13 protein-coding genes are annotated in these 19355 nt (G+C 50.0%); 9 read left to right on the forward strand and 4 right to left on the reverse strand.

The features are described 5' to 3' along the window. The first annotated feature begins 117 nt into the window (after window positions 1-117). Window positions 118-4515, forward strand: a complete 4398-nt coding sequence (locus ACYVK4_RS13755; RefSeq protein ID WP_461128091.1) for a CusA/CzcA family heavy metal efflux RND transporter — start codon at window positions 118-120, stop codon at window positions 4513-4515. A gap of 26 nt (window positions 4516-4541) precedes the next feature. Continuing rightward, a complete protein-coding gene (locus ACYVK4_RS13760; RefSeq protein ID WP_461128092.1) occupies window positions 4542-5780 on the forward strand; it encodes an efflux RND transporter periplasmic adaptor subunit in 1239 nt (412 codons plus the stop codon). A gap of 218 nt (window positions 5781-5998) precedes the next feature. On the opposite strand, the gene ACYVK4_RS13765 is transcribed toward ACYVK4_RS13760, so the two are convergent. The 3 genes from ACYVK4_RS13765 to ACYVK4_RS13775 all read right to left on the reverse strand — a co-directional run bounded on the left by ACYVK4_RS13765 (window position 5999) and on the right by ACYVK4_RS13775 (window position 8046). Then, window positions 5999-6751 (reverse strand): LytR/AlgR family response regulator transcription factor, encoded by a 753-nt coding sequence (locus tag ACYVK4_RS13765; RefSeq protein WP_461128093.1) that lies wholly within the window; start codon window positions 6749-6751, stop codon window positions 5999-6001. Window positions 6752-6768: 17 nt separating this feature from the next. Beyond that, window positions 6769-7812 carry a sensor histidine kinase gene (locus ACYVK4_RS13770; RefSeq protein ID WP_461128094.1) on the reverse strand — a complete coding sequence of 348 codons (1044 nt, stop codon included), beginning with the start codon at window positions 7810-7812 and terminating at the stop codon, window positions 6769-6771. A gap of 78 nt (window positions 7813-7890) precedes the next feature. Further along, window positions 7891-8046, reverse strand: a complete 156-nt coding sequence (locus ACYVK4_RS13775) for a hypothetical protein (protein ID WP_461128095.1) — start codon at window positions 8044-8046, stop codon at window positions 7891-7893. On the opposite strand from ACYVK4_RS13775, the gene ACYVK4_RS13780 reads away from it, so the two are divergent. From ACYVK4_RS13780 to ACYVK4_RS13805, 6 genes are all read left to right on the forward strand, one after another. Continuing rightward, a complete protein-coding gene (locus tag ACYVK4_RS13780; RefSeq protein ID WP_461128096.1) occupies window positions 8045-9127 on the forward strand; it encodes a DUF5694 domain-containing protein in 1083 nt (360 codons plus the stop codon). The two genes, ACYVK4_RS13775 and ACYVK4_RS13780, sit on opposite strands and share 2 nt — an antisense overlap. A gap of 289 nt (window positions 9128-9416) precedes the next feature. Beyond that, window positions 9417-10142 carry an outer membrane beta-barrel protein gene (locus ACYVK4_RS13785; protein WP_461128097.1) on the forward strand — a complete coding sequence of 242 codons (726 nt, stop codon included), beginning with the start codon at window positions 9417-9419 and terminating at the stop codon, window positions 10140-10142. A 372-nt stretch (window positions 10143-10514) separates the two neighbouring features. After that, window positions 10515-12998 (forward strand): outer membrane beta-barrel protein, encoded by a 2484-nt coding sequence (locus tag ACYVK4_RS13790; RefSeq protein ID WP_461128098.1) that lies wholly within the window; start codon window positions 10515-10517, stop codon window positions 12996-12998. Between the two features lie 308 nt (window positions 12999-13306). Beyond that, window positions 13307-15748 carry a TonB-dependent receptor domain-containing protein gene (locus tag ACYVK4_RS13795; protein WP_461128099.1) on the forward strand — a complete coding sequence of 814 codons (2442 nt, stop codon included), beginning with the start codon at window positions 13307-13309 and terminating at the stop codon, window positions 15746-15748. A 197-nt stretch (window positions 15749-15945) separates the two neighbouring features. After that, window positions 15946-16563, forward strand: coding sequence for a hypothetical protein (locus ACYVK4_RS13800; RefSeq protein WP_461128100.1), 618 nt, complete (start codon window positions 15946-15948; stop codon window positions 16561-16563). 38 nt (window positions 16564-16601) lie between these two features. Beyond that, entirely contained in the window at window positions 16602-17828 is a 1227-nt protein-coding gene (locus tag ACYVK4_RS13805) for a helix-turn-helix domain-containing protein (protein WP_461128101.1), read from the forward strand. Window positions 17829-17848: 20 nt separating this feature from the next. Here the strand turns inward: ACYVK4_RS13805 and ACYVK4_RS13810 are convergent, their stop codons facing one another. After that, window positions 17849-18649: a rhamnogalacturonan acetylesterase gene (locus ACYVK4_RS13810; RefSeq protein WP_461128102.1), complete on the reverse strand. Its 801-nt coding sequence runs from the start codon at window positions 18647-18649 to the stop codon at window positions 17849-17851. Between the two features lie 229 nt (window positions 18650-18878). On the opposite strand from ACYVK4_RS13810, the gene ACYVK4_RS13815 reads away from it, so the two are divergent. Continuing rightward, window positions 18879-19355: a RidA family protein gene (locus ACYVK4_RS13815; protein WP_461128103.1), complete on the forward strand. Its 477-nt coding sequence runs from the start codon at window positions 18879-18881 to the stop codon at window positions 19353-19355.

Here is a 19355-nt window from a genome sequence, read left to right on the forward strand (position 1 = left end):
TTGGGCCTTATTTCCTATTTTCTCAGATCGTAACTAACGTTTGTCGCGTTAGCGGCCTTTTGCCGTATGCACCCGACTACCCTGTTGGATGGTGCTTTTACACGTTTATCTTAGCTCATGTTAAACGCAATTATTCAATTCTCCATCCGAAACAAGCTAATTATCGGCCTGTTTACCCTCGCGTTAGTGCTTTGGGGAGGCTGGTCGGCTACGCAACTGCCGATTGATGCTGTCCCCGACATTACCAACAATCAGGTGCAGGTGATCACCAGCAGCCCGTCGCTGGCGGCCGAAGACATCGAGCGGTTGGTAACGTTTCCCGTCGAAGTTAGCTTGTCCAATATTCCGAATCTGGTCGAGATTCGCTCGTTTTCACGCTTCGGCCTTTCCATCGTTACGGTCGTTTTTTCTGATGCGACTGATGTTTACTGGGCGCGCCAGCAAATTGCCGAACGGTTGCAAAATGTAATCGGTCAGATTCCCCCCGGTGTCGGTACGCCCGTCATGGCTCCGGTGACGACGGGTCTGGGTGAAATTTTTCAGTATACCGTAACCCCCAAAAAAGGATATGAGTCGAAATATTCCTTGACGGATCTTCGCACCATTCAGGACTGGACCATCCGTCGGGGCTTACTGGGTACGCCCGGCGTGGCCGACGTAAGCGGTTTTGGTGGGTTGATGAAGCAGTATGAAATTGCTGTCGACCCCGATCGGCTGCGCAGTGTAGGCATTACCATTACCGAAATTTTTGCCGCCCTTCAGCAAAATAACCAGAACACTGGTGGTGCATATATCGACAAGAAACCGAACGCCTATTTCATCCGATCTGACGGTCTGATCAATTCGGCTGACGATATTGGCAATATCGTTATTCACCTGAATAATCAGGGATTACCGGTACGGGTGCGTGATGTGGCGCAGGTAACGGTTGGGTCTGCTGTACGCTACGGGGCTGTTACGCGGAATGGACAGGGCGAAACGGTAGGAGCGCTGGTGATGATGATCAAAGGCGAAAACTCGTCAGCAGTCATTAAACGGGTAAAAACTAAAATTGCTGAAATCCAGAAAACGTTACCCGAAGGCGTTGCGATCGTGCCTTTTCTGGACCGCACCAAAATGGTGAACAGCGCCATCGGGACTGTAGAGCGTAACCTGATCGAAGGAGCTATCATCGTTATTTTCGTACTAGTGCTGCTGCTGGGGAACTTCCGGGCGGGCTTTGTAGTGGCTTCGGTCATTCCGTTGGCGCTGCTGTTTGCTATCGCTATGATGAACCTGTTCGGTGTGTCGGGTAACCTGATGAGCCTGGGAGCCATTGACTTCGGACTTATTGTGGATGGGGCCGTTATTATTGTCGAAGCTACGCTGCACCACATCACCCTGCGCAACAAAGACAAAACCCTGACCCAGGCAGAAATGGATGAAGAAGTGTTTCTGTCGGCAGCACGAATTCGCTCCTCGGCAGCGTTTGGAGAGATCATCATTCTGATCGTATACCTGCCAATTCTGGCCCTGTCCGGTATTGAAGGAAAGATGTTTCGCCCAATGGCCCTGACCGTGGCTTTTGCCATTCTGGGGGCGTTTATTCTGTCGATCACCTATGTGCCCATGATTTCAGCCCTGATGCTGAACAAGACGATCGTTCATAAGGAAACCTTCTCCGATAAGATCATGAAGCGTATCTATCGCTTTTATGAGCCGGTTCTACTGCGTGCCTTAAAACACCGCGTACTTGTCCTGGGCACTGCCGTAGCCTTGTTGGTCGTTACGGTATTCATGTTCAGCCGAATGGGAGGTGAATTTATTCCTCAGCTCGACGAGGGCGATTTTGCTGTGGATACCCGGACATTAACCGGTAGCTCACTGTCTGAAACGGTGGACGCGACGCTGAAAGCTGAAAGAATTTTGCTCAAACAATTTCCGGAAGTGGAGCAGGTGGTGGCTAAAATCGGTTCCGGCGAAATCCCCACCGATCCCATGCCCATCGAAGCCGCTGACCAGATGGTCATTCTTAAACCAAAGGATAAGTGGACCTCTGCAAAGACCCGCGATGAACTGGCCGAGAAAATGGCTGAAGCTTTGTCTGTCATTCCAGGTGTGACCTTTGGCTTTCAGCAACCCGTGCAAATGCGGTTCAATGAACTAATGACCGGGGCTCGTCAGGATGTGGCGCTCAAAATTTATGGAGACGACCTGAAGCAACTGACCCAACAGGCCGAAAACGTGGGCCGCATTATTCGTACGATCGAGGGCGCGCAGGATCTTTACGTTGAGCAGGTGGGCGGATTATCCCAGATTCTGATCAAACTCGACCGGGCCCAGATTGCCAAGTTCGGTCTCAACGTGAACGATGTGAACCGGGTCATCAACACGGCTTTTGCCGGACAGTCGGCCGGGCTTGTTTTCGAGGGGGAAAAGCGATTTGATCTAGTCGTTCGATTAGCCGCTGACAAACGCCAGAGCGTAGAGGATATTCGCAATATGTACATTGCTACACCTACGGGCTCGGGTGGGCAGATTCCGCTGGGCCAGATCGCCACGGTTACAATGGAGCAGGCGCCGAATCAGATTCAGCGCGACAATACCCACCGGCGCATTACCCTGGGTTTTAACGTTCGGGGGCGCGACGTGGAAAGTATAGTGGCGGAGTTGCAGCAAAAAGTTGAACAAAAAATCAAATTCCCCCCCGGTTATTACATCACCTATGGCGGGCAGTTTCAGAACCTGGTCGAGGCTAAAAAGCGGTTAGCGATTGCTGTCCCGATTGCACTTGGACTCATCTTTGCGCTGCTCTTCTTTACCTTCAACTCCGTCCGTCAGAGTTTATTGATTTTTATGGCCATCCCCATGGCGGCTATTGGGGGCGTTTTTGCGCTGTTACTGCGCGACATGCCCTTTAGTATTTCGGCAGGTGTGGGCTTCATTGCGCTGTTCGGGGTCTCGGTACTGAACGGAATCGTGCTGATTGCAGAGTTCAACCGACTTCGCCATGAAGAGGGGCTAACGGACATGAACGAAATTATTCGGCTGGGCGCCGAGGTGCGTTTACGTCCGGTCATCATGACTGCGCTGGTGGCATCGTTTGGTTTCATACCGATGGCCATTTCTAATTCGGCTGGCGCGGAGGTGCAGAAGCCGCTGGCCACCGTTGTCATTGGAGGGCTGCTCACGGCGACGTTACTTACCCTGATCGTCCTGCCTATTCTCTACTCAATCATGGAAAGAAAAGCCGTTGAAAAAGAGGCAAAAAACGCAGGGAGGAAACCCGCAATCATTGCTTCTGTCGTTCTTTTGAGTTTGTTAACGTTCGGCCGTCAATCGCAGGCACAAGGTATACAAATACAAACCATCACCCTCGAACAGGCGCTTCAGCAGGCAGGAACCCGAAATCAACAGGTACAGATTGCCGGTCTGGGCGTTACCCAGCAGCAGGCGTTACGCCGAACGGCCTACGATGCCGGCCGGTTGTCGGTCACGGCGATGCTGGGGCAGTACAACAGCCGCCGGTTCGATAACAACCTGACGGTGACGCAGACGATTCCGAATCCAACTTTAATGCGACGACTGGCCGAGCTGAATGACCAGACGGTTGCCAGTCGGGAGTCGGGTGTACTGGTGACGCGCAACCAGATTCAGTATCAGGTCAAGTCGGCATATTATGATCTGAGTTATCTGTTTCAGAAAAGTAAACTGTTCCGGCAGCAGGATACGCTCCTGAGTGAGTTTGTGCAGGCGGCCAATCTTCGCTTTCGCACCGGCGAAACGGGTAGTCTGGAGAAAGCCACGGCTGAAAGCCAGCTGGCCGACCAGCGCGTTCGACTGGCTCAGAATGAAGCAAACCGGATAGCGGCCCGCACCCGGTTGCAGACGTTGCTGAACAGTTCAACGTCCGTCGATGCATTAGATCAGCCGGTAATGAAATTATCCCTGCAATTACCTACGGATACCGCTAGCCTGAAGCAAAACCCGCTCCTGCGCCAGCTCAGCCAGCAGATACAGGTTGCCCAGCAGACGCGTTTAGTGGAGCAGGCAAGGTTGAAACCGGATTTTATGGTCGGCCTTTTCTCGCAAACACTGATCGGTAACCAACTGATTAACGGTCAGGAACTTTACTTTGGCCCGGGCTCTCGTTTTACGGGGGGGCAGCTTGGTATTACGGTACCCTTGTTGGGACAGGCGCAAAAAGCACGGGTCAATGCCGCCCGAGTGGGTGAACAGATTGCCCAAACCGAATTGCAGCAACAGCAGTTTGCGCTGAATCAACAGCTAACACAGGCCGTGCAGCAATATGAGCAATACCGGAACGCGCTGACATACTACGAGCAAAATGGCTTAAATCAGGCTGGACTAATTCAGAATAATGCCCGGCGGGCCTTCAGCAGTGGGGATATTGGCTATGTGGAATTCTCTTTAGCACTCCAGCAAGCCCTTACCATCCGGTCGAACTACCTCGATCTGCTAAACGAGTTTAACCAATCGGTTCTTTACATCAACTTCCTGCTGGGTAATCCCTAATCCCACCGTCTTTCACTCGAAATCACATGAATTTTTTAAAAATAGGTAAGACATCGGTTCCCTTAGCTGCTTACACGGTGGCTATATTAACGCTTCTCTCTGCGTGCCAGTCGGGTAATTCAGCAGAAGAGGAACAAACGAACGCTGAAGCCAAGACGGCAGCAGCGGTTAACGATACGGCTCAAAAAGCAGCTCCCGACGGTCCGGTGGTAGTTTCGCTGAGTCAGGCGCAATACAACATGGCGGCTATTCAGTTGGGTCAGCCAAGCCTTCGGTCACTTAGCACGACGCTAAAAGTAAATGGTATTCTGGATGTGCCCGCTCAAAATCTGGTATCCGTGTCGGTGCCGGTTGGCGGATACGTACGCCAGATTCAACTTGAGCCCGGCATGCGCATCCGAAAAGGACAAACGCTGGTTGTGCTGGAAAATCCCGAATTCATTCAACTTCAGCAGGACTACCTCGATACCAAAGCGAAACTGGAATATGCTGATCTTGAATTTGCCCGCCAACAGGAACTGAGCCGGGATAACGTCAATGCCTTGAAAATATTCCAGCAGGTTCGGTCCAACCGACAGAGCTTACAGGCTCAACTGGCGGGGAAAGCGCAGCAACTGGCCATTCTGCGAATTAACGCCACTACACTAACGCCCGAGCGGATGACCCGGACCATCACCGTGCCCTCTCCCGTGGCGGGTTATGTGACGGATGTTCCCGCCAACAATGGTCGTTTTGTAAACCCTTCCGATGTGCTCGTGCAAATTACGAACGTCGACCACCTGCATGTTAAGCTAAGCATATTTGAAAAGGATATAACCAGCATTCACACGGGGCAGCTTGTTCGCTTCGGCATGGGGGGCGACGCAACGCTGGAGCACCAGGGGAAAATTTTCCTGATTGGTAAATCCATCGCTGCTGACCGTACAATCTCGGTCCTGGTTCATCCCGAAGGGAACGCTGATCATTATATACCGGGGGGCTATATCACGGCGCAGGTAGATATAAAAACGCAGCCTTTACCCGCCTTACCCGAATCGGCGGTCATTAATTATGGCGGCAAGTCATACGTGTATGTGCTTGAACGTAAGGATGCCAAAAACAGCGAGTATCATTTTCGGCAGGTAGAGGTGAGGACGGGCGTTCACGAGAACGGCTACATCGCCGTTACATTGCCGAGTGATATTGATCCGCAAAAAACACCCATTGTCATCAACGGCGGCTATGGATTATTGTCGAAGCTGAACAACAGTGAGGAGGAGGAATAGAGTCGGTAATAAACCCCACGGCAACGGCCGACCGCCCCGGCTCCTCCCTGTTTTCAGAGGAAGAGTGGATGACCCGTAAACTAAGCAATCACATAAAATTTATTTAACCACAGAGGCACAAAGGACACAGAGCTTGGCCAGCCACAATTTAGCTAGCCAAGCTCTGTGTCCTTTGTGCCTCTGTGGTTAATAAAATCTCATTCTGCGTGAATCCTTAATTACCCTTCAATCAGCTTATAAAACCCATCCCGATAGGTGTCGCCGATGGGGATGACCGCCTTTTTGATGAAGATTCGGTTGCGCTCGATGGATTCGATACGGTTGAGGGCAACGATATATGACTTGTGAACGCGGGCAAACTGACTGGCCGGGAGTTTTTCGTCCAGACTCTTCATGGTTTGCAAGGTTAAAATACGCTCGGTTGGCGTGTAAATAGAGACGTAATCTTTCAACCCTTCGCAATACAGAATTTCACTCAGGTCTACCCGTTGCAAGCGATATTCGGTCTTGACAAAAATAAAATCTTTGGCAACGGGTTCGGGCTGTACCGTCGCGCGGACATTATCCGGCTCGACAGTCATTGTGGTCATTTCAGCCCTCTCTGCCTTGATTGGCGGGAATAGTTTTTGAACAGCTTTATAAAACCGCTCGAACGAAATCGGTTTGAGCAGGTAATCGACAACATTGTGCTCATACCCTTCCAGGGCATATGTCGAATAGGCCGTCGTCAGAATGACCCGGCATTTGCTCTCACTGACCGCCCGTTCAACCAGTTTCAGAAACTGCATGCCGGTGAGTTCCGGCATTTGAATATCCAGAAAAACGAGGTCGACTTCACCGCGCTGAACTTGCGTGAGGGCATCAATTGGGCTGGTGGTAGCGCCGATTAATTCCAGAAAAGGTACTTTACGGATATAGTCGCTCAGAATAGCATGGGCGAGGGGTTCATCGTCAACAATCAGGCAGCGCATAGGAGAGTGGGAGCAGATTATAAACTTAATTCCAACGAACAGGCATAGCTATCTGCTTCATCGGTAATGTGTAGTTTGTGTTGATTGGGATAAAGTAATGCCAGTCGGCGTCGCACATTGGCCAGCCCAATCCCGCCAGCAGCATCTGTTTGACGGCTCGTCTTTTTGTTAAGCGTATCGAAGCGCAACGTACCGTGTTGAACGCTTAGGTCAAGTACTAATGGATGACTTTGATCGGTTAAGTCACCATGTTTAAAGGCGTTTTCAACAAACGATACCAGTAAAAGCGGTTCAATTCGGAAAAGATCGGTATTGCCCTCAACGGTGAACTGAACATTTGCATTCGCCACTCGAAGTTTCTCCAGCTCAACATAGTTTTTAAGGTAATCAACCTCTTTCGTCAGCGGCACACGTCCCGTTTCGCCCTCCTGCCCGTGGCTGTCATACAGCATATACCGCATCAGCTCCGACAGTTTTAGTATGGCCCCCGGTGCTGCATCCGACTTGGTGTAAGCCAATGAATAGATATTGTTGAGCGTATTGAACAGGAAATGCGGATTTACCTGCGATTTCAGAAACGCCAGTTCGGCCGTGTTTCGCTCCCCAACAAGTTCAGTTCGTTCCTGCTGGTGTACGAACCAATCCTCAATAATTTTGAACGCCAGGCCGAGGCCAATGGCAGGGAAGGCAAAATATAGATTATCCTTTGCGTAGTAGTAAAGGGGAGTTTCGGGATCATAGTTCGTAAAGCCAAACAACTTCCAGAAAATAACCTGCTCCAGCAAATACCGAATGCCAATAAAGCAAAACACAGATACAAGTGTTCCGACCAGCGCCCATATGATTTTTTGGGGAGTAAGAAAATGGGTAAGGATACGTGCATGCTCAAACCAGATGGTCAATACAAAGGCGGTGCTGAATGACATCTCGAGTGGATTGAAATCGAACGTATGTTTTTGGGGTTCGTAGGCATTGGTAATAACCAGAATGCTCCAAAGCAACACGTAAAGCAGGTTACGAACGCGGGAGCGATTGGTTAACAGGGAGACACGCAGGGCCATGAGGAAACGGGTTTACTGGAGTGTGAAATAAGGAAGTACGACGTAAAGCCCCAAACTCAGTCGACAAACACCCGCTTTTTACCGATCAACGGGTTTTCGGTACTGGCGGGGTGTTGGTCGGGTCAGGAGGCCGTTAGCCGATGAGAAGGCAGAGTTGGTCGAAAAGAGATAAATGGGCAGCACGACAGGCTGCACCTTTGACCTATCATTCAAAAACGCAAACACGACAACCATGAACTACTTTATTACATGCCTGCTTCTTTCGATTTCCTTTCTGACGAACGCCCAGTCAACGGTCCATACTCAGCCGCTTGAAGTTCTGTTCATTGCCGCTTCGCATGAGTACGGGACCAAAAGTGTTGAAGATTTCTCGTATCCAATCAACAAGGCACTGGCGTTTAAACCGGATGCGGTATTTGGAGAAAACCTCTCACCGGGCGATTACAACGCCCTGGACCGCCATTGGAATAAAGAAGCGATTGACAGTCGACTGGCTTATCTTACAAAAATTGGTTATGCATTGCCCCGGAACCCCCAAGCCTTTATTGCGAAGCAGTACAAGCTTCTACAGACGTACCCCTATTATCATCAGGAACGCATGAAACTCGCGCATGCCTTATTCCTGACGCATGATTTTGGCAATGCGTCCTACCAGTTTTACCTGCTCGATAAAATGCGGCCCGCCTTCGGGAAAGAAGAAATAGCGGCATTCACGCGGATACTTGGCCCGGTTGATTCCCTGAAAAACCTTGGTTTTCGCCGAACCAATGAATATTACAACATTTTTCATCCTATTGCGCAGAAGCTGAAAATGGAGCGGATCATGCCAATGGATTGTCAGAAGTTCAACACACCCTGGAGCGAGGCCTGGGGTAAAACCGATTCCCTCTACAAAGTATTTGAAACTGCCATTGAAGCGGATACTACCTCTGGCGATTATCGAAAATATGCAGCCTTGATGAACGAGAATAACGCACTGCAGAAGCGCATGAATGCGGCTGTTCGGGCGGGCAAAGGAACAGCATTCTTTAATACAGCCGAATGGGATAAACTGACTGATTTTGGCAATTTTTATGGCAATCGATACCTGTTTGGTTTGCCGAACTTCCCGGAAAGCGGCATTCGCGATATGCTCAAATACTGGACACTCCGCAATGAAGGAATGGTTCAGAATATTGTCAGCCGGGCCCGGGAAATAGGCGCTAAACGGGTAGTTGTTGGCGTGGGTGCTTCCCATCGGGAGTTGATGGTGAAGTTATTGAAGGAGACCCCCGGCGTAACCGTCTATACGCTGAACGAGTATCAACCGGAATAAAGATTGCCGTCGGAGGAACAAACAGGCACCGACATGACATACTCGGAAGTGTAATAGCATACTACTTCTTGTAGGCCATGTCGGTGCTATTTTTTTTAAAAGATAAACTAATGAATATCAATATTTTGAGCTGTTATTGATAGGGGGCAAAAATAATTTTTAATTTTTTTTGGCTCGACATGCAACCTCCTAAGGCACTTCCAACATCTTCCTGTCAAATAACACAAGGAATACAACCTCAAGAAACGACAACTTCAATTTTCCTAAACCTTTAATCTTGACTACAACCATGAAAACGTTCAAACACCTCCTAACCTCAGCCCTCATCGCTTCATCTGTCGCTTCTTTTGCTCAGACAACTACCGTCACCATCACCACCGATTCGACCGTATCAACGGTTCGTTCCCGCCGATCAGTGGAACGCATTACCTCGGATTTCAGCATCTACGTTGGTCTCAATAACTTCGGCGGGTCGCTGCCTGCCGGGTATGATTTCCGGCCGATCGGATCACGTTTTGTGGCCCTCTCCTGGCAAAAACGAATTCCACTTTTAGTGAAAGGTTCGACCAAACTCCGGCTGGTGACAGGCCCCGAAGTTGCCTGGAACAACTTCATGTTCGAGCAGAACGCCGAATCGGGCCGCAATATGCTGGTGCAGAAAAATAATCAACTGGTTATCGAACAGGCCGACGTTGACCTTCGCAAATCGAAACTGGTAACGGCCCAGCTTAATTTGCCAGTGATGTTCAACCTGTCATTCCGGTCGGGTTTTACGCTAGGCCTTGGCGCGTATGCCGGTATTCGGTTAGACAGCTACACCAAAGTGAAACCTGAGGGTGGGTCATCTGTTCGAACACACGGTTCCTACAGCCTGAACCCTGTCCGCTGGGGCCTCACCACCGAATTAGGATTCCGGGGAAGTTCGAAACTGTTCTTCCGCTACGAACCCAACAGCCCCTTTAAGGCAGGGCAGGGGCCAGATGCCAGTGTGTGGGCGGTAGGGGTTAAAATCTGAACCAGGATTTAGGTGATTCTTTTGATTGACTGTGATTACTTCTATTGCAAGTGGAGTTGGTCAATAGAAAATTCGCTCTGGTCGTGCTACGGTTACTATGACGATGAATAGTAGGTGTGGCGCGAGCAGAGCGAAGTCTTGATCATATCAATCAAAAAAATCATAAAAATCTCGGTTCGGATATGCAACCCTTCCGTATTTGCCTGTGTCTTTTGCTTGAATTCGTTCCCATCTCAATAATCCCCCGCTAAAATCCGCTTATCCTGCCGTTCAGACCGCTTGTGTAAGAACAGGTACTTTGTGATGCCCACTACCTACCTTTGCCATGTACTTCAGAAACGAAGTACTGCACCTCCTGAAAAGACGACTATTATGAAAACTATTTTATCGGCCTCTCTTTTAATTCTATTTGCTCTATCAACTTCGTTTGCACAAGTGCTGACACGAGGTACCGTCAATGGACAAGTAGGGTCAGTTGCCGGAAAGCCACTTGAGTTCACCACCATGATGCTCCTGAAAGCGAAAGATTCGACGCTGGTGAAGGGCGCAATCAGTGACGTTGACGGGAAATATGCCTTTGAGAACGTAGGGGCTGGTAACTACCTGATAGCCGCTCAGCAAATTGGTTACCGTAAAACGTATAGCGCACCGTTCGCAGTCGATGAGGCCCATCCTGCCATCAGTGTTCCGAATCTGGCAATGAGCGACGAGACCAAGAGTTTGACTGAAGTGAAGGTTGTGGCGACGAAGCCTTTCATCGAACAGCAGGTCGACCGGACGGTAATGAATGTGGAGAACAGCATTGTCGCCAGCGGCAACACAGCACTGGAAGTCCTCGAAAAAGCACCCGGCGTCACCATAGACCGGCAGAATGACCAGATTCAGCTGAAGGGGAAAGCAGGTGTAATTGTCTACATCGACGGTAAGCAAACGTATCTCTCGCAGCAGGAAGTATCGAACCTGCTGAAAAACACGCCCAGCGATAATATTGCTTCGATCGAAATTATTACCAACCCAGGTTCTAAATATGACGCGGCTGGTAACTCGGGGATCATCAATATAAAGATGAAGAAGAATAAGAATTTTGGCACCAATGGTACGTTCATCGTTGGGACGGGTTACGGCTGGGTGAAGAATTTGCAGGGTGCCCGCGACGACCTGCCGAAATTCAACTCATCCCTCAACCTGAATCACCGCGAGGGTAAGCTCAACGTTTTTGGCAACTACAGCTATGTGAATCGGGAAAGCGCCCAAACCAACGAGATCAACCGGGCTATTCCCTATAACGGCAAGGTTACGTATTTTGATCAGAACTCGTTTCGTCCAAACCAGTTCACGGGTCATTCCTACAAAGCCGGCTTGGACTATTATATTAACAAGAAAAGTACTGTGGGTGTATTGTTCAATGGGTTCTCGAACGACTGGAGGTCGGGTGGGCAGAATAACACGCTCATCAGCGACGAAAATCGCCGGTTAACCAGCCGCCCCACCACCAAAACAGACGCTCGTCAGTTCATGTCGAATGTGACCGGCAACGTCAACTACAAATATGATTTTGATGGCAAAGGCCGCGAGTGGACCGTTGATGCCGACTACGTTCATTACGGTGGCAAGAATAACAATAACCTGAGTACGGTTTATTATAACGCGGATAATTCGCTGACCCGCCCGAATCAGGATGTACGCAATAGCATGCCATCTGAGATTAACATCATGGCGTTTAAGACGGACTATGTGCATCCCCTGAAGAATGGAAGCAAGGTAGAAGCGGGTCTGAAAAGCAGCTTTGTCGATGCGGATAACAACACCATCTACGATACGCTGCAGCAGGAAACAAAACAGTGGCTGTTCGATGCCAGTCGGTCTAACCAGTTCAAATACAATGAGAATATCAACGCGGCCTATGTTAACTACGCAGGTAAGTTCGGGAAACTGAAAGTGCAGACGGGACTTCGGGCGGAGCATACGCATTCAACGGGCACGTCGGTAACGCTTAACCAGACCGTAGACCGCAACTACCTCAACCTGTTTCCAACGGTGTTTTTGTCGCGGCAACTGGATACGAATAACGTGCTGAATATGTCGTACAGCCGCCGGATCGACCGCCCGGATTACCAGAACCTGAATCCATTTGTATTCTATCTGGACCCATACACTTACCAGCAGGGTAACCCCTTTCTGCGGCCTCAATATACCAATTCGGTTGAGTTGACGCACGTATACAAAGGTGCTATTTCAACGACACTTGGTTTCAGCCGGACCACGGATTTTATTAACCAGGAAACCCCCCGCCAGATTGCCGCACAGAATATTACCTATGTAACACCCGAGAACCTGGGTCATCTGGATAACCTGAACCTGAATGTCAGTTTCCCGGTGCCGGTTGCCAAATGGTGGCGGATGCAGAATAACGTGAACACATACTATCAGAGCTACCAGACGGTTTATTCCGGAACACCGTACGAAGTAAAACTGGTGGCTTTCAATCTGTACACGTCGAATAATTTTACCCTGAGCAAAACCTTGTCGGCCGAAGTATCCGGCTGGTTTAATTCGGCATCACAATATGGTTTCTACCGGGCTCAGCCCATGGGTGGTTTCAGCATCGGTGTGCAAAAGAAGGTGATGGAAGGCAAAGGCAATATCAAACTGAACGTGAATGACCCTTTCTGGCTGAATCAGTTCCGGGGACGGGCAATGGTTCAGGACATTGACTTCCGGGTTGGGTCGCGCTGGGAAAGCCGCCAGATCAGGCTGACGTTCACGTACCGCTTCGGTAACCAGAACGTAAAAGGTGCCCGCGATCGTAACTCAGCTACCTCGGCCGAACAGAACCGGGTGAAAGGAGGAAACTAGAAGAAAGATGTATGATATAGGATGTATGAAGTATTGTGTTTACGCCAGCTATATCATACATCATACATAGTAATGGACTTAGTTTAGGTTAAGAAAATGGGAAAGCCAGTCTCCGCTTGAGGACTGGCTTTTTTGTGTTTTGACATTTTATAAGCCCGGCCGCGTTCCTATTCTGTTTTAGTCATTAAGTTGAAAAAAGCCTTAAAGGCTCAATTCATGATTTGGGCCGTCTCAAATCTTTTTTGGGGCGAAACAGGGGATACCGATCAGCCACCTTTGGGTCATCAATGACAAAACAACTCCGCCCAATGGTACGCTACTGTATACTCCTTCTTCTTTTACTCGCAGGCCGAATAAGTACAGGACAATCATTGTCCGGCTCAGTACTTGACGCTTCCCGCCAGCCAGCACCTTTCGCCGTAGTTAAACTACTCAAGGCTTTGGATTCGACACTTGTAAAGGGAACGGTCACAACCGAAGCCGGCCAGTACGCGTTCACAAACATTGCTGACGGAAACTACTATGTGCAGGCATCGAGTGTGGGCATGGCAAGTGCGATGAGTCCGGTAGTGACGGTTAAAAATGGCATGCAGGTAAGCGTGGTCTCACTGCTCCTTGTAGGTATTGAGCAAATGCTTACCAGTGTTGAAGTCCGTACCAAACGGGGCCTGGTTGAACAGCAAGTTGATAAAACAGTAATGAATGTAGCGGCCGATGCCACGGCACAGGGCAAGACGGCTTATGAGCTGCTCCAACAGGCGCCCGGCGTCATTATTGATCCGAATGACAACATACGGATGGCGGGCAAGCAGGGGGTCAACGTGTTTATCGATGGGAAACCGACAAATCTTTCCGCCAACGACCTTGCCAATCTGCTCCGGGCAACCCCCGCTTCGGGCATTGATAAAGTAGAGTTAATTACCAACCCCTCCGCCCGATTCGATGCCCAGGGTGGCGCTGGTATCATTAATATCCGGTTCCGGCGCAATAAAAGCCTGGGTCTAAATGGAAATGCATCCGCTGGGTACGGGCAGAGCGATCACTATCGGGCCAATGCCGCCATCGACCTGAACTACCGCACCCGGCAACTGAACCTCTTTAGTAATGTAGCCGTAAGTGATAACTATCAGATTACGAATGTCCGGCTCGACCGGCAAACGGGAGGAGGGCAATTTCTCCAGCGGGGCTACGACACCGATGGCACCCAAGCGGTTGTTTATAAAGCCGGTGCCGACTTTATCATCGACAGCCACCAGGCTGTACCCAGGCAAACGATCGGACTGGTCGTGTCGGGGAATGTATCGGGCAACCGGTTCGGTACGTTCACCACCACCCAACTCATCAATAGCCGGAATGGGCTGGATTCGAGTATCGTGAACCGGGCAACGAACGGAACATCGGCTCAACCCGCCCGAAATAACCGGACCAACGCGTCCCTGAATTACCGCTATGCCGATACGCTGGGAATGGAGTTAAACCTCGATGCGGATCTGACCTACTTTCAGAACACATCGCCCAACTTTATTATAAGTGATTACTTTAACGCTGACGGCCAATCCCTTTTTCAACGCCAGCGCCGGTTCGATGCCAGTACAAACATCAAAATTGGTACGCTGAAGGGTGATTTCGTAAAAGAGTATAAAGGGCATCATCTTAAACTCGAAACGGGTTTGAAACACACGGATGTCTCAACTGATAACGATTTGCTGGCATTTACGGGGTCAGCGCCCGAAAAGCCAGATGTAAGCCGGACGAATCGGTTCACTTACCGGGAAATCGTGAATGCGGCTTATGCATCGCTGAACCGTTCGATGGGCAAATGGTCGATGCAGGGTGGGCTTCGGATAGAACATTCCTCCGTGAATGGCCGGTCGACCGATTTGCTTCAGCAGACGGTTCAGCGACCGGATACGACCTACCTGAACTTGTTCCCAACGGCGTTTGTGCAGTATCGGGCTACTGATAATAGTCAGTTTGGTGTCAATTACGGACGGCGCATCGGGCGGCCCAGTTATCAGGACATGAACCCCTTTATTTACCAGATTGACCCCTACACCAGCCAGCGCGGCAATCCTTATTTACGTCCCACATACACCCACACCCTCGAAGCCAGTTACACGTACAAGTGGGCGTCGACGGTAAAGCTGGCGTACAGCCATACCAATGATTTTACAATGGATGTAATCCGACAGGAGGGCCTGACCGCTTATCAGACGGTGGCCAATGTGGGTCAGGTCGACGCGCTGAATCTGTCGGTCAGCACGCCCTATCAGTTCACGAAATGGTGGAGTACATACAACTATGCCGGGGCCACCTGGAACCGGTTTCGGGGGAGTCTGTCACCCTCGGAGCGTTTCGACCAGCGGACGTTTGCGTTCGAGGGCTATATGCAGCACTCGTTTACCATCTCGAAAGTCTGGTCGGCGCAGGCGTCGGGGTTCTGGAGTGCGCCTACGCAGCAGACGATCTACCGCATTGGTGGCCTGGGTGCGTTGAATCTGAGTGTGCAAAAGAAAGTCATGCAGGAACGTGGTAAGCTTACGATCGGTGTTGATGATGTGCTGAATACCATGCGCTGGAGACAGTCAGCTGATTTTCAAACCCAGCAGTTTGCCATTGATCGTAAATGGGAGAGCCGCCGTGTCAGCATTCGGTTCAGCTATCAGTTTGGCAGCAAAGACATCAAAGCCGCCCGTGACCGGGAGACGAACAGCGATGGGGGCCGAATCAAAGTAAAAGGGAATCTATAAACTAAAATAGGAACGCGGATCGAACGAATTTCTACGGATAAAACCTATGACTGTCTATTTAATCCGTTCGATCCGTTCGATCCGTTCCCTCCGTGTTTCTATTATTTTATTATAAACTTCTGGTTTTCAGTAGTTTTTGGAAACCGTTTGTCCTGATTCAATAATTTTCCATTCATATTTTTTACACGAATAAATCAATGAAAGCGACCAAATTCCTACTGGCTATTTTGCTCGTTTCGAGCGTTATGTCGACCACTATTGCTCAAAGTTCAGTACCGGGCGAGCCGGTTGCCCGTGTGGCCTTCACCCTGCGCAATAACCTGGGCTATCACCGCATGTTCCGGGCAGAGGGTCCGGGTATGGCTTATGGGTTTACCATGAATCGCAATGAATCGACGCCCAAGAATTGGCCGGTGGGCGGCAAGCTCTATTTCAGTACAGATGGAGAAACGACTGAGAAGTTGATTTTTACGGTGACAGCCGAAGACGCCGGTAAAACGCTCCTGACCGATCCTAAAACTACAGCCCATGCCGCATCCAATACCGTAACAGTCCGTTTTCGGAATAATAGCCTGCTGCCCCATAAAGTGATGCTCATTACGTATCGACCCGACGAGCCCGGTAATGGCACACAGGGAATTATGTTAATGCCGTACAGTAGTACGTCGCAGAAACTACCGGTAGGTACAAAAGTATATTTTGCAGATAGCCGACAGGTTGATGTGGTCATGAGTGGAAAACGTATCGACGAAGGCAAGCCGTTTATGACCGTTCAGAAAAGCGACGATGGGAAGTCGTTCAATATTTTTCAGTAAAGAAACAGACTGTATCTTGCCCGTAAATAGTGTCACCGATGACGTTTGACTTCAATCCCTATTCATCCCCCTTGTTATTTGGTTTTGTGCAGGGCTGGATTTATGCCGCTTTGTTGTGGGTACGGGCCCGGCGTGAAGAACGACTGTCCGACGGGTTGCTCGGTTGGGTGCTGGTGGGGATGAGCTTCAACATTTGGGAGTATATGCTGGGGTTTGGTGGCATTGAAATCCTCTGGCGCGAGCTGGAGTTTTTCCCCCGATCCCTCGGCTATCTGTTTCCGGCTCTGTGCTATTTCTACCTCAAAAGCCAGGTGAACGCCGAGTTTCGGTTCTCTCGACGCGACATCTGGCATGCGGTTCCATTTCTGGTTCAGGCTACCTATCACCTCAGTGTTTTTTCGATGGGCCACGAGTTTGTCGAGCGCTGGAAAACAACGGTACAATACCCCTATCATCTGGAGGATGTTGAGTTTTTTATTGGTGTAGGTCTGGAAGTATATTACCTGATTTTGTCCCTTAGCCTGTATCGCCACTACCGGGCCTGGATCAAGACGCAATTTTCCGAAACCGAAACCATTAGTTTCCGATGGTTCCGTAACTTTCTGGTTGCCCTCACGGCCACCATGTTGTTCAGTCTGTTAATGACGTTGATTAGTGTGACGTTCAGCCTTGATTTCTGGCAAAACTGGTGGGACAAACTGGCGGGTGTCGTCCTGATTTATTACGTGAGTATTCACGGTTACGCACAGGCACAACCCGGTCGGCGGCTAACGTTTTATCCGGTGCCGGCGGAGGAACCGTCTGTGCTAGCCGAGCTGTTACCTGACAGTGCCCGCTTCAGGCAACAAGAGCCTGTGTTGGTGAATCAAGCCGTAGGTGATCAACTGATAAAAACGTCGACGGGTTTAACAACGGATTTGATCCCGTGGCGGGACACTTTACTGGCATATATGGAAAACGAACGCCCATACCTGGACCCCGATTTGTCCCTGATTGATCTCGCTCGTCGACTCAAAACCAACGCATCGGTCTTATCGCCGGTCATAAATGCCGGAACGGGAAAAAACTTCAATGATTTTATCAACCAGTACCGGGTCGATGATTTTAAACGCCGGGCCCTCGACCCCGCCAACAGTCATTTGAGTTTACTGGGTATCGCTCTCGAAAGTGGTTTCAACTCGAAAGCGACGTTTAACCGGGCATTCAAAAAACTCAGCGGACAGTCGCCCAAAGAGTTTATTGAGTCGGAGGGAAGGACTGTATAATTCCTGAACGGGACGAAGGCTTACTCGTTCAGGTACTTGGTTAGCGGGCAGGTTTTTAACTGCTTTAAGCCTTCAATGACAGAGGCCGCATTGACTTTGGCTCCGGCGGCATTGGTGTGCGTGTGGTCCTTGACGAAGTAGGTGGCCTGAAGGAGTGTAGAGTCACCTACAACATCGTATTTGCGGGCCACCAGTTCATTCAGGTCAATAAAGTAGGCACCGTTCTTGCCGCCCGATTCGGCTTTGGCCACCTCGGCGGCCCATTTGCCATAGTCGTCGTCTCCACGAACCACTTTTTTGTCCTTCCACGCATTTCGCGGCACCAGTGACAAAACGATGGGTGTAGCTCCTTTTGCTTTTGTATCGGTTACGTATTTGCGGATGTACCAACCGTAGCTATGTACTACCTCATGTTTTTTCGTGATCAGGTTGTCGATTTCCTGGGTTTCGTCGCCCGTGCCTTTGATCGTTCCGCGAGCCCGCAGGGTATCATTGACCGGGCTGGCATCGTTATGTCCGAACTGCATCATCACATAATCGCCCGGCTTTAACGCTGCCTTGATTTTATCCCAGCGTCCTTCGGTCAAAAACGTCCGGCTACTACGGCCACCAATCGCGTGATTTTCGATCTGAATGCGGGTCGTATCAAAATAAGACTCGATAAAATGCCCCCAGCCCCACATGCCCCCATCGCCTTTGTCGTTGGAGTTCTTTACCGTCGAATCACCAATCAGATAAAGGGTTGGCCGTTGGGGGAGGGTTGCGGCAATCCAGAGAAAAGCCACCAAAAGAATCAGGGTACTGGTTACGATACGTTTCATACTTTTTTAACGCCAAAAGGCAGCTATTTGCTTCTCGCCTGCTTTTACCTATCTCACACAAATCGGGCAAAGCTAGAGCTTAAACCTGACGAATTTATTCTTGTTGTTCAGTTAACCCGATAGTTTCGGTTAAGTTTGCGAATAGACTATTCAGGAGCGTGTCCGTTCTGGATTACCCAAACACGACTCCGGATGTTTTGTTTTTTGACTAAACTTCTTTCGATTTTTTATGCAGTCTGAACTCGTATCTCCCGAAAAAGCCTTTGCCGAAACCGGCCTTTCCCTGCCACCCGCTCCCCAGCCGCTTGGCGTCTATAAACCATTCCTGATCGACGGAAAATACCTATATGTATCGGGACATGGGCCGGTGCAGGACGATAAAAGCCTGATCGTTGGGCGCGTAGGTGCTGATCTGGATAAAGATCAGGGCAAACGGGCGGCTCAACAGGTGGGGCTTACCATTCTGTCCACTATTCGTACCAATCTGGGTAGCCTCGACCGGGTAAAGCGGGTTATCAAGGTGTTGGGTATGGTGGGCTGTACCCCCGATTTTGAGGAGCACCCTTATGTGATCAACGGATGCAGTGAACTGTTTTCGGCCGTTTGGGGACCAGATAACGGAATCGGTGTTCGGTCGGCGGTGGGCATGGGCTCATTGCCCGGCAATATCCCGGTTGAAATTGAAGCGTTATTCGAACTGGTCTGA

The sequence above is a fragment of the Spirosoma aerophilum genome, assembly GCF_054782495.1.

Coding starts and splice junctions, on each gene's coding strand:
- ACYVK4_RS13755 (WP_461128091.1), top strand. CDS start 118: ATGTTAAACGCAATTATTCAATTCTCCATCCGAAACAAGCTAATTATC.
- ACYVK4_RS13760 (WP_461128092.1), top strand. CDS start 4,542: ATGAATTTTTTAAAAATAGGTAAGACATCGGTTCCCTTAGCTGCTTAC.
- ACYVK4_RS13765 (WP_461128093.1), bottom strand. CDS start 6,751: ATGCGCTGCCTGATTGTTGACGATGAACCCCTCGCCCATGCTATTCTG.
- ACYVK4_RS13770 (WP_461128094.1), bottom strand. CDS start 7,812: ATGGCCCTGCGTGTCTCCCTGTTAACCAATCGCTCCCGCGTTCGTAAC.
- ACYVK4_RS13780 (WP_461128096.1), top strand. CDS start 8,045: ATGAACTACTTTATTACATGCCTGCTTCTTTCGATTTCCTTTCTGACG.
- ACYVK4_RS13775 (WP_461128095.1), bottom strand. CDS start 8,046: ATGGTTGTCGTGTTTGCGTTTTTGAATGATAGGTCAAAGGTGCAGCCT.
- ACYVK4_RS13785 (WP_461128097.1), top strand. CDS start 9,417: ATGAAAACGTTCAAACACCTCCTAACCTCAGCCCTCATCGCTTCATCT.
- ACYVK4_RS13790 (WP_461128098.1), top strand. CDS start 10,515: ATGAAAACTATTTTATCGGCCTCTCTTTTAATTCTATTTGCTCTATCA.
- ACYVK4_RS13795 (WP_461128099.1), top strand. CDS start 13,307: ATGGTACGCTACTGTATACTCCTTCTTCTTTTACTCGCAGGCCGAATA.
- ACYVK4_RS13800 (WP_461128100.1), top strand. CDS start 15,946: ATGAAAGCGACCAAATTCCTACTGGCTATTTTGCTCGTTTCGAGCGTT.
- ACYVK4_RS13805 (WP_461128101.1), top strand. CDS start 16,602: ATGACGTTTGACTTCAATCCCTATTCATCCCCCTTGTTATTTGGTTTT.
- ACYVK4_RS13810 (WP_461128102.1), bottom strand. CDS start 18,649: ATGAAACGTATCGTAACCAGTACCCTGATTCTTTTGGTGGCTTTTCTC.
- ACYVK4_RS13815 (WP_461128103.1), top strand. CDS start 18,879: ATGCAGTCTGAACTCGTATCTCCCGAAAAAGCCTTTGCCGAAACCGGC.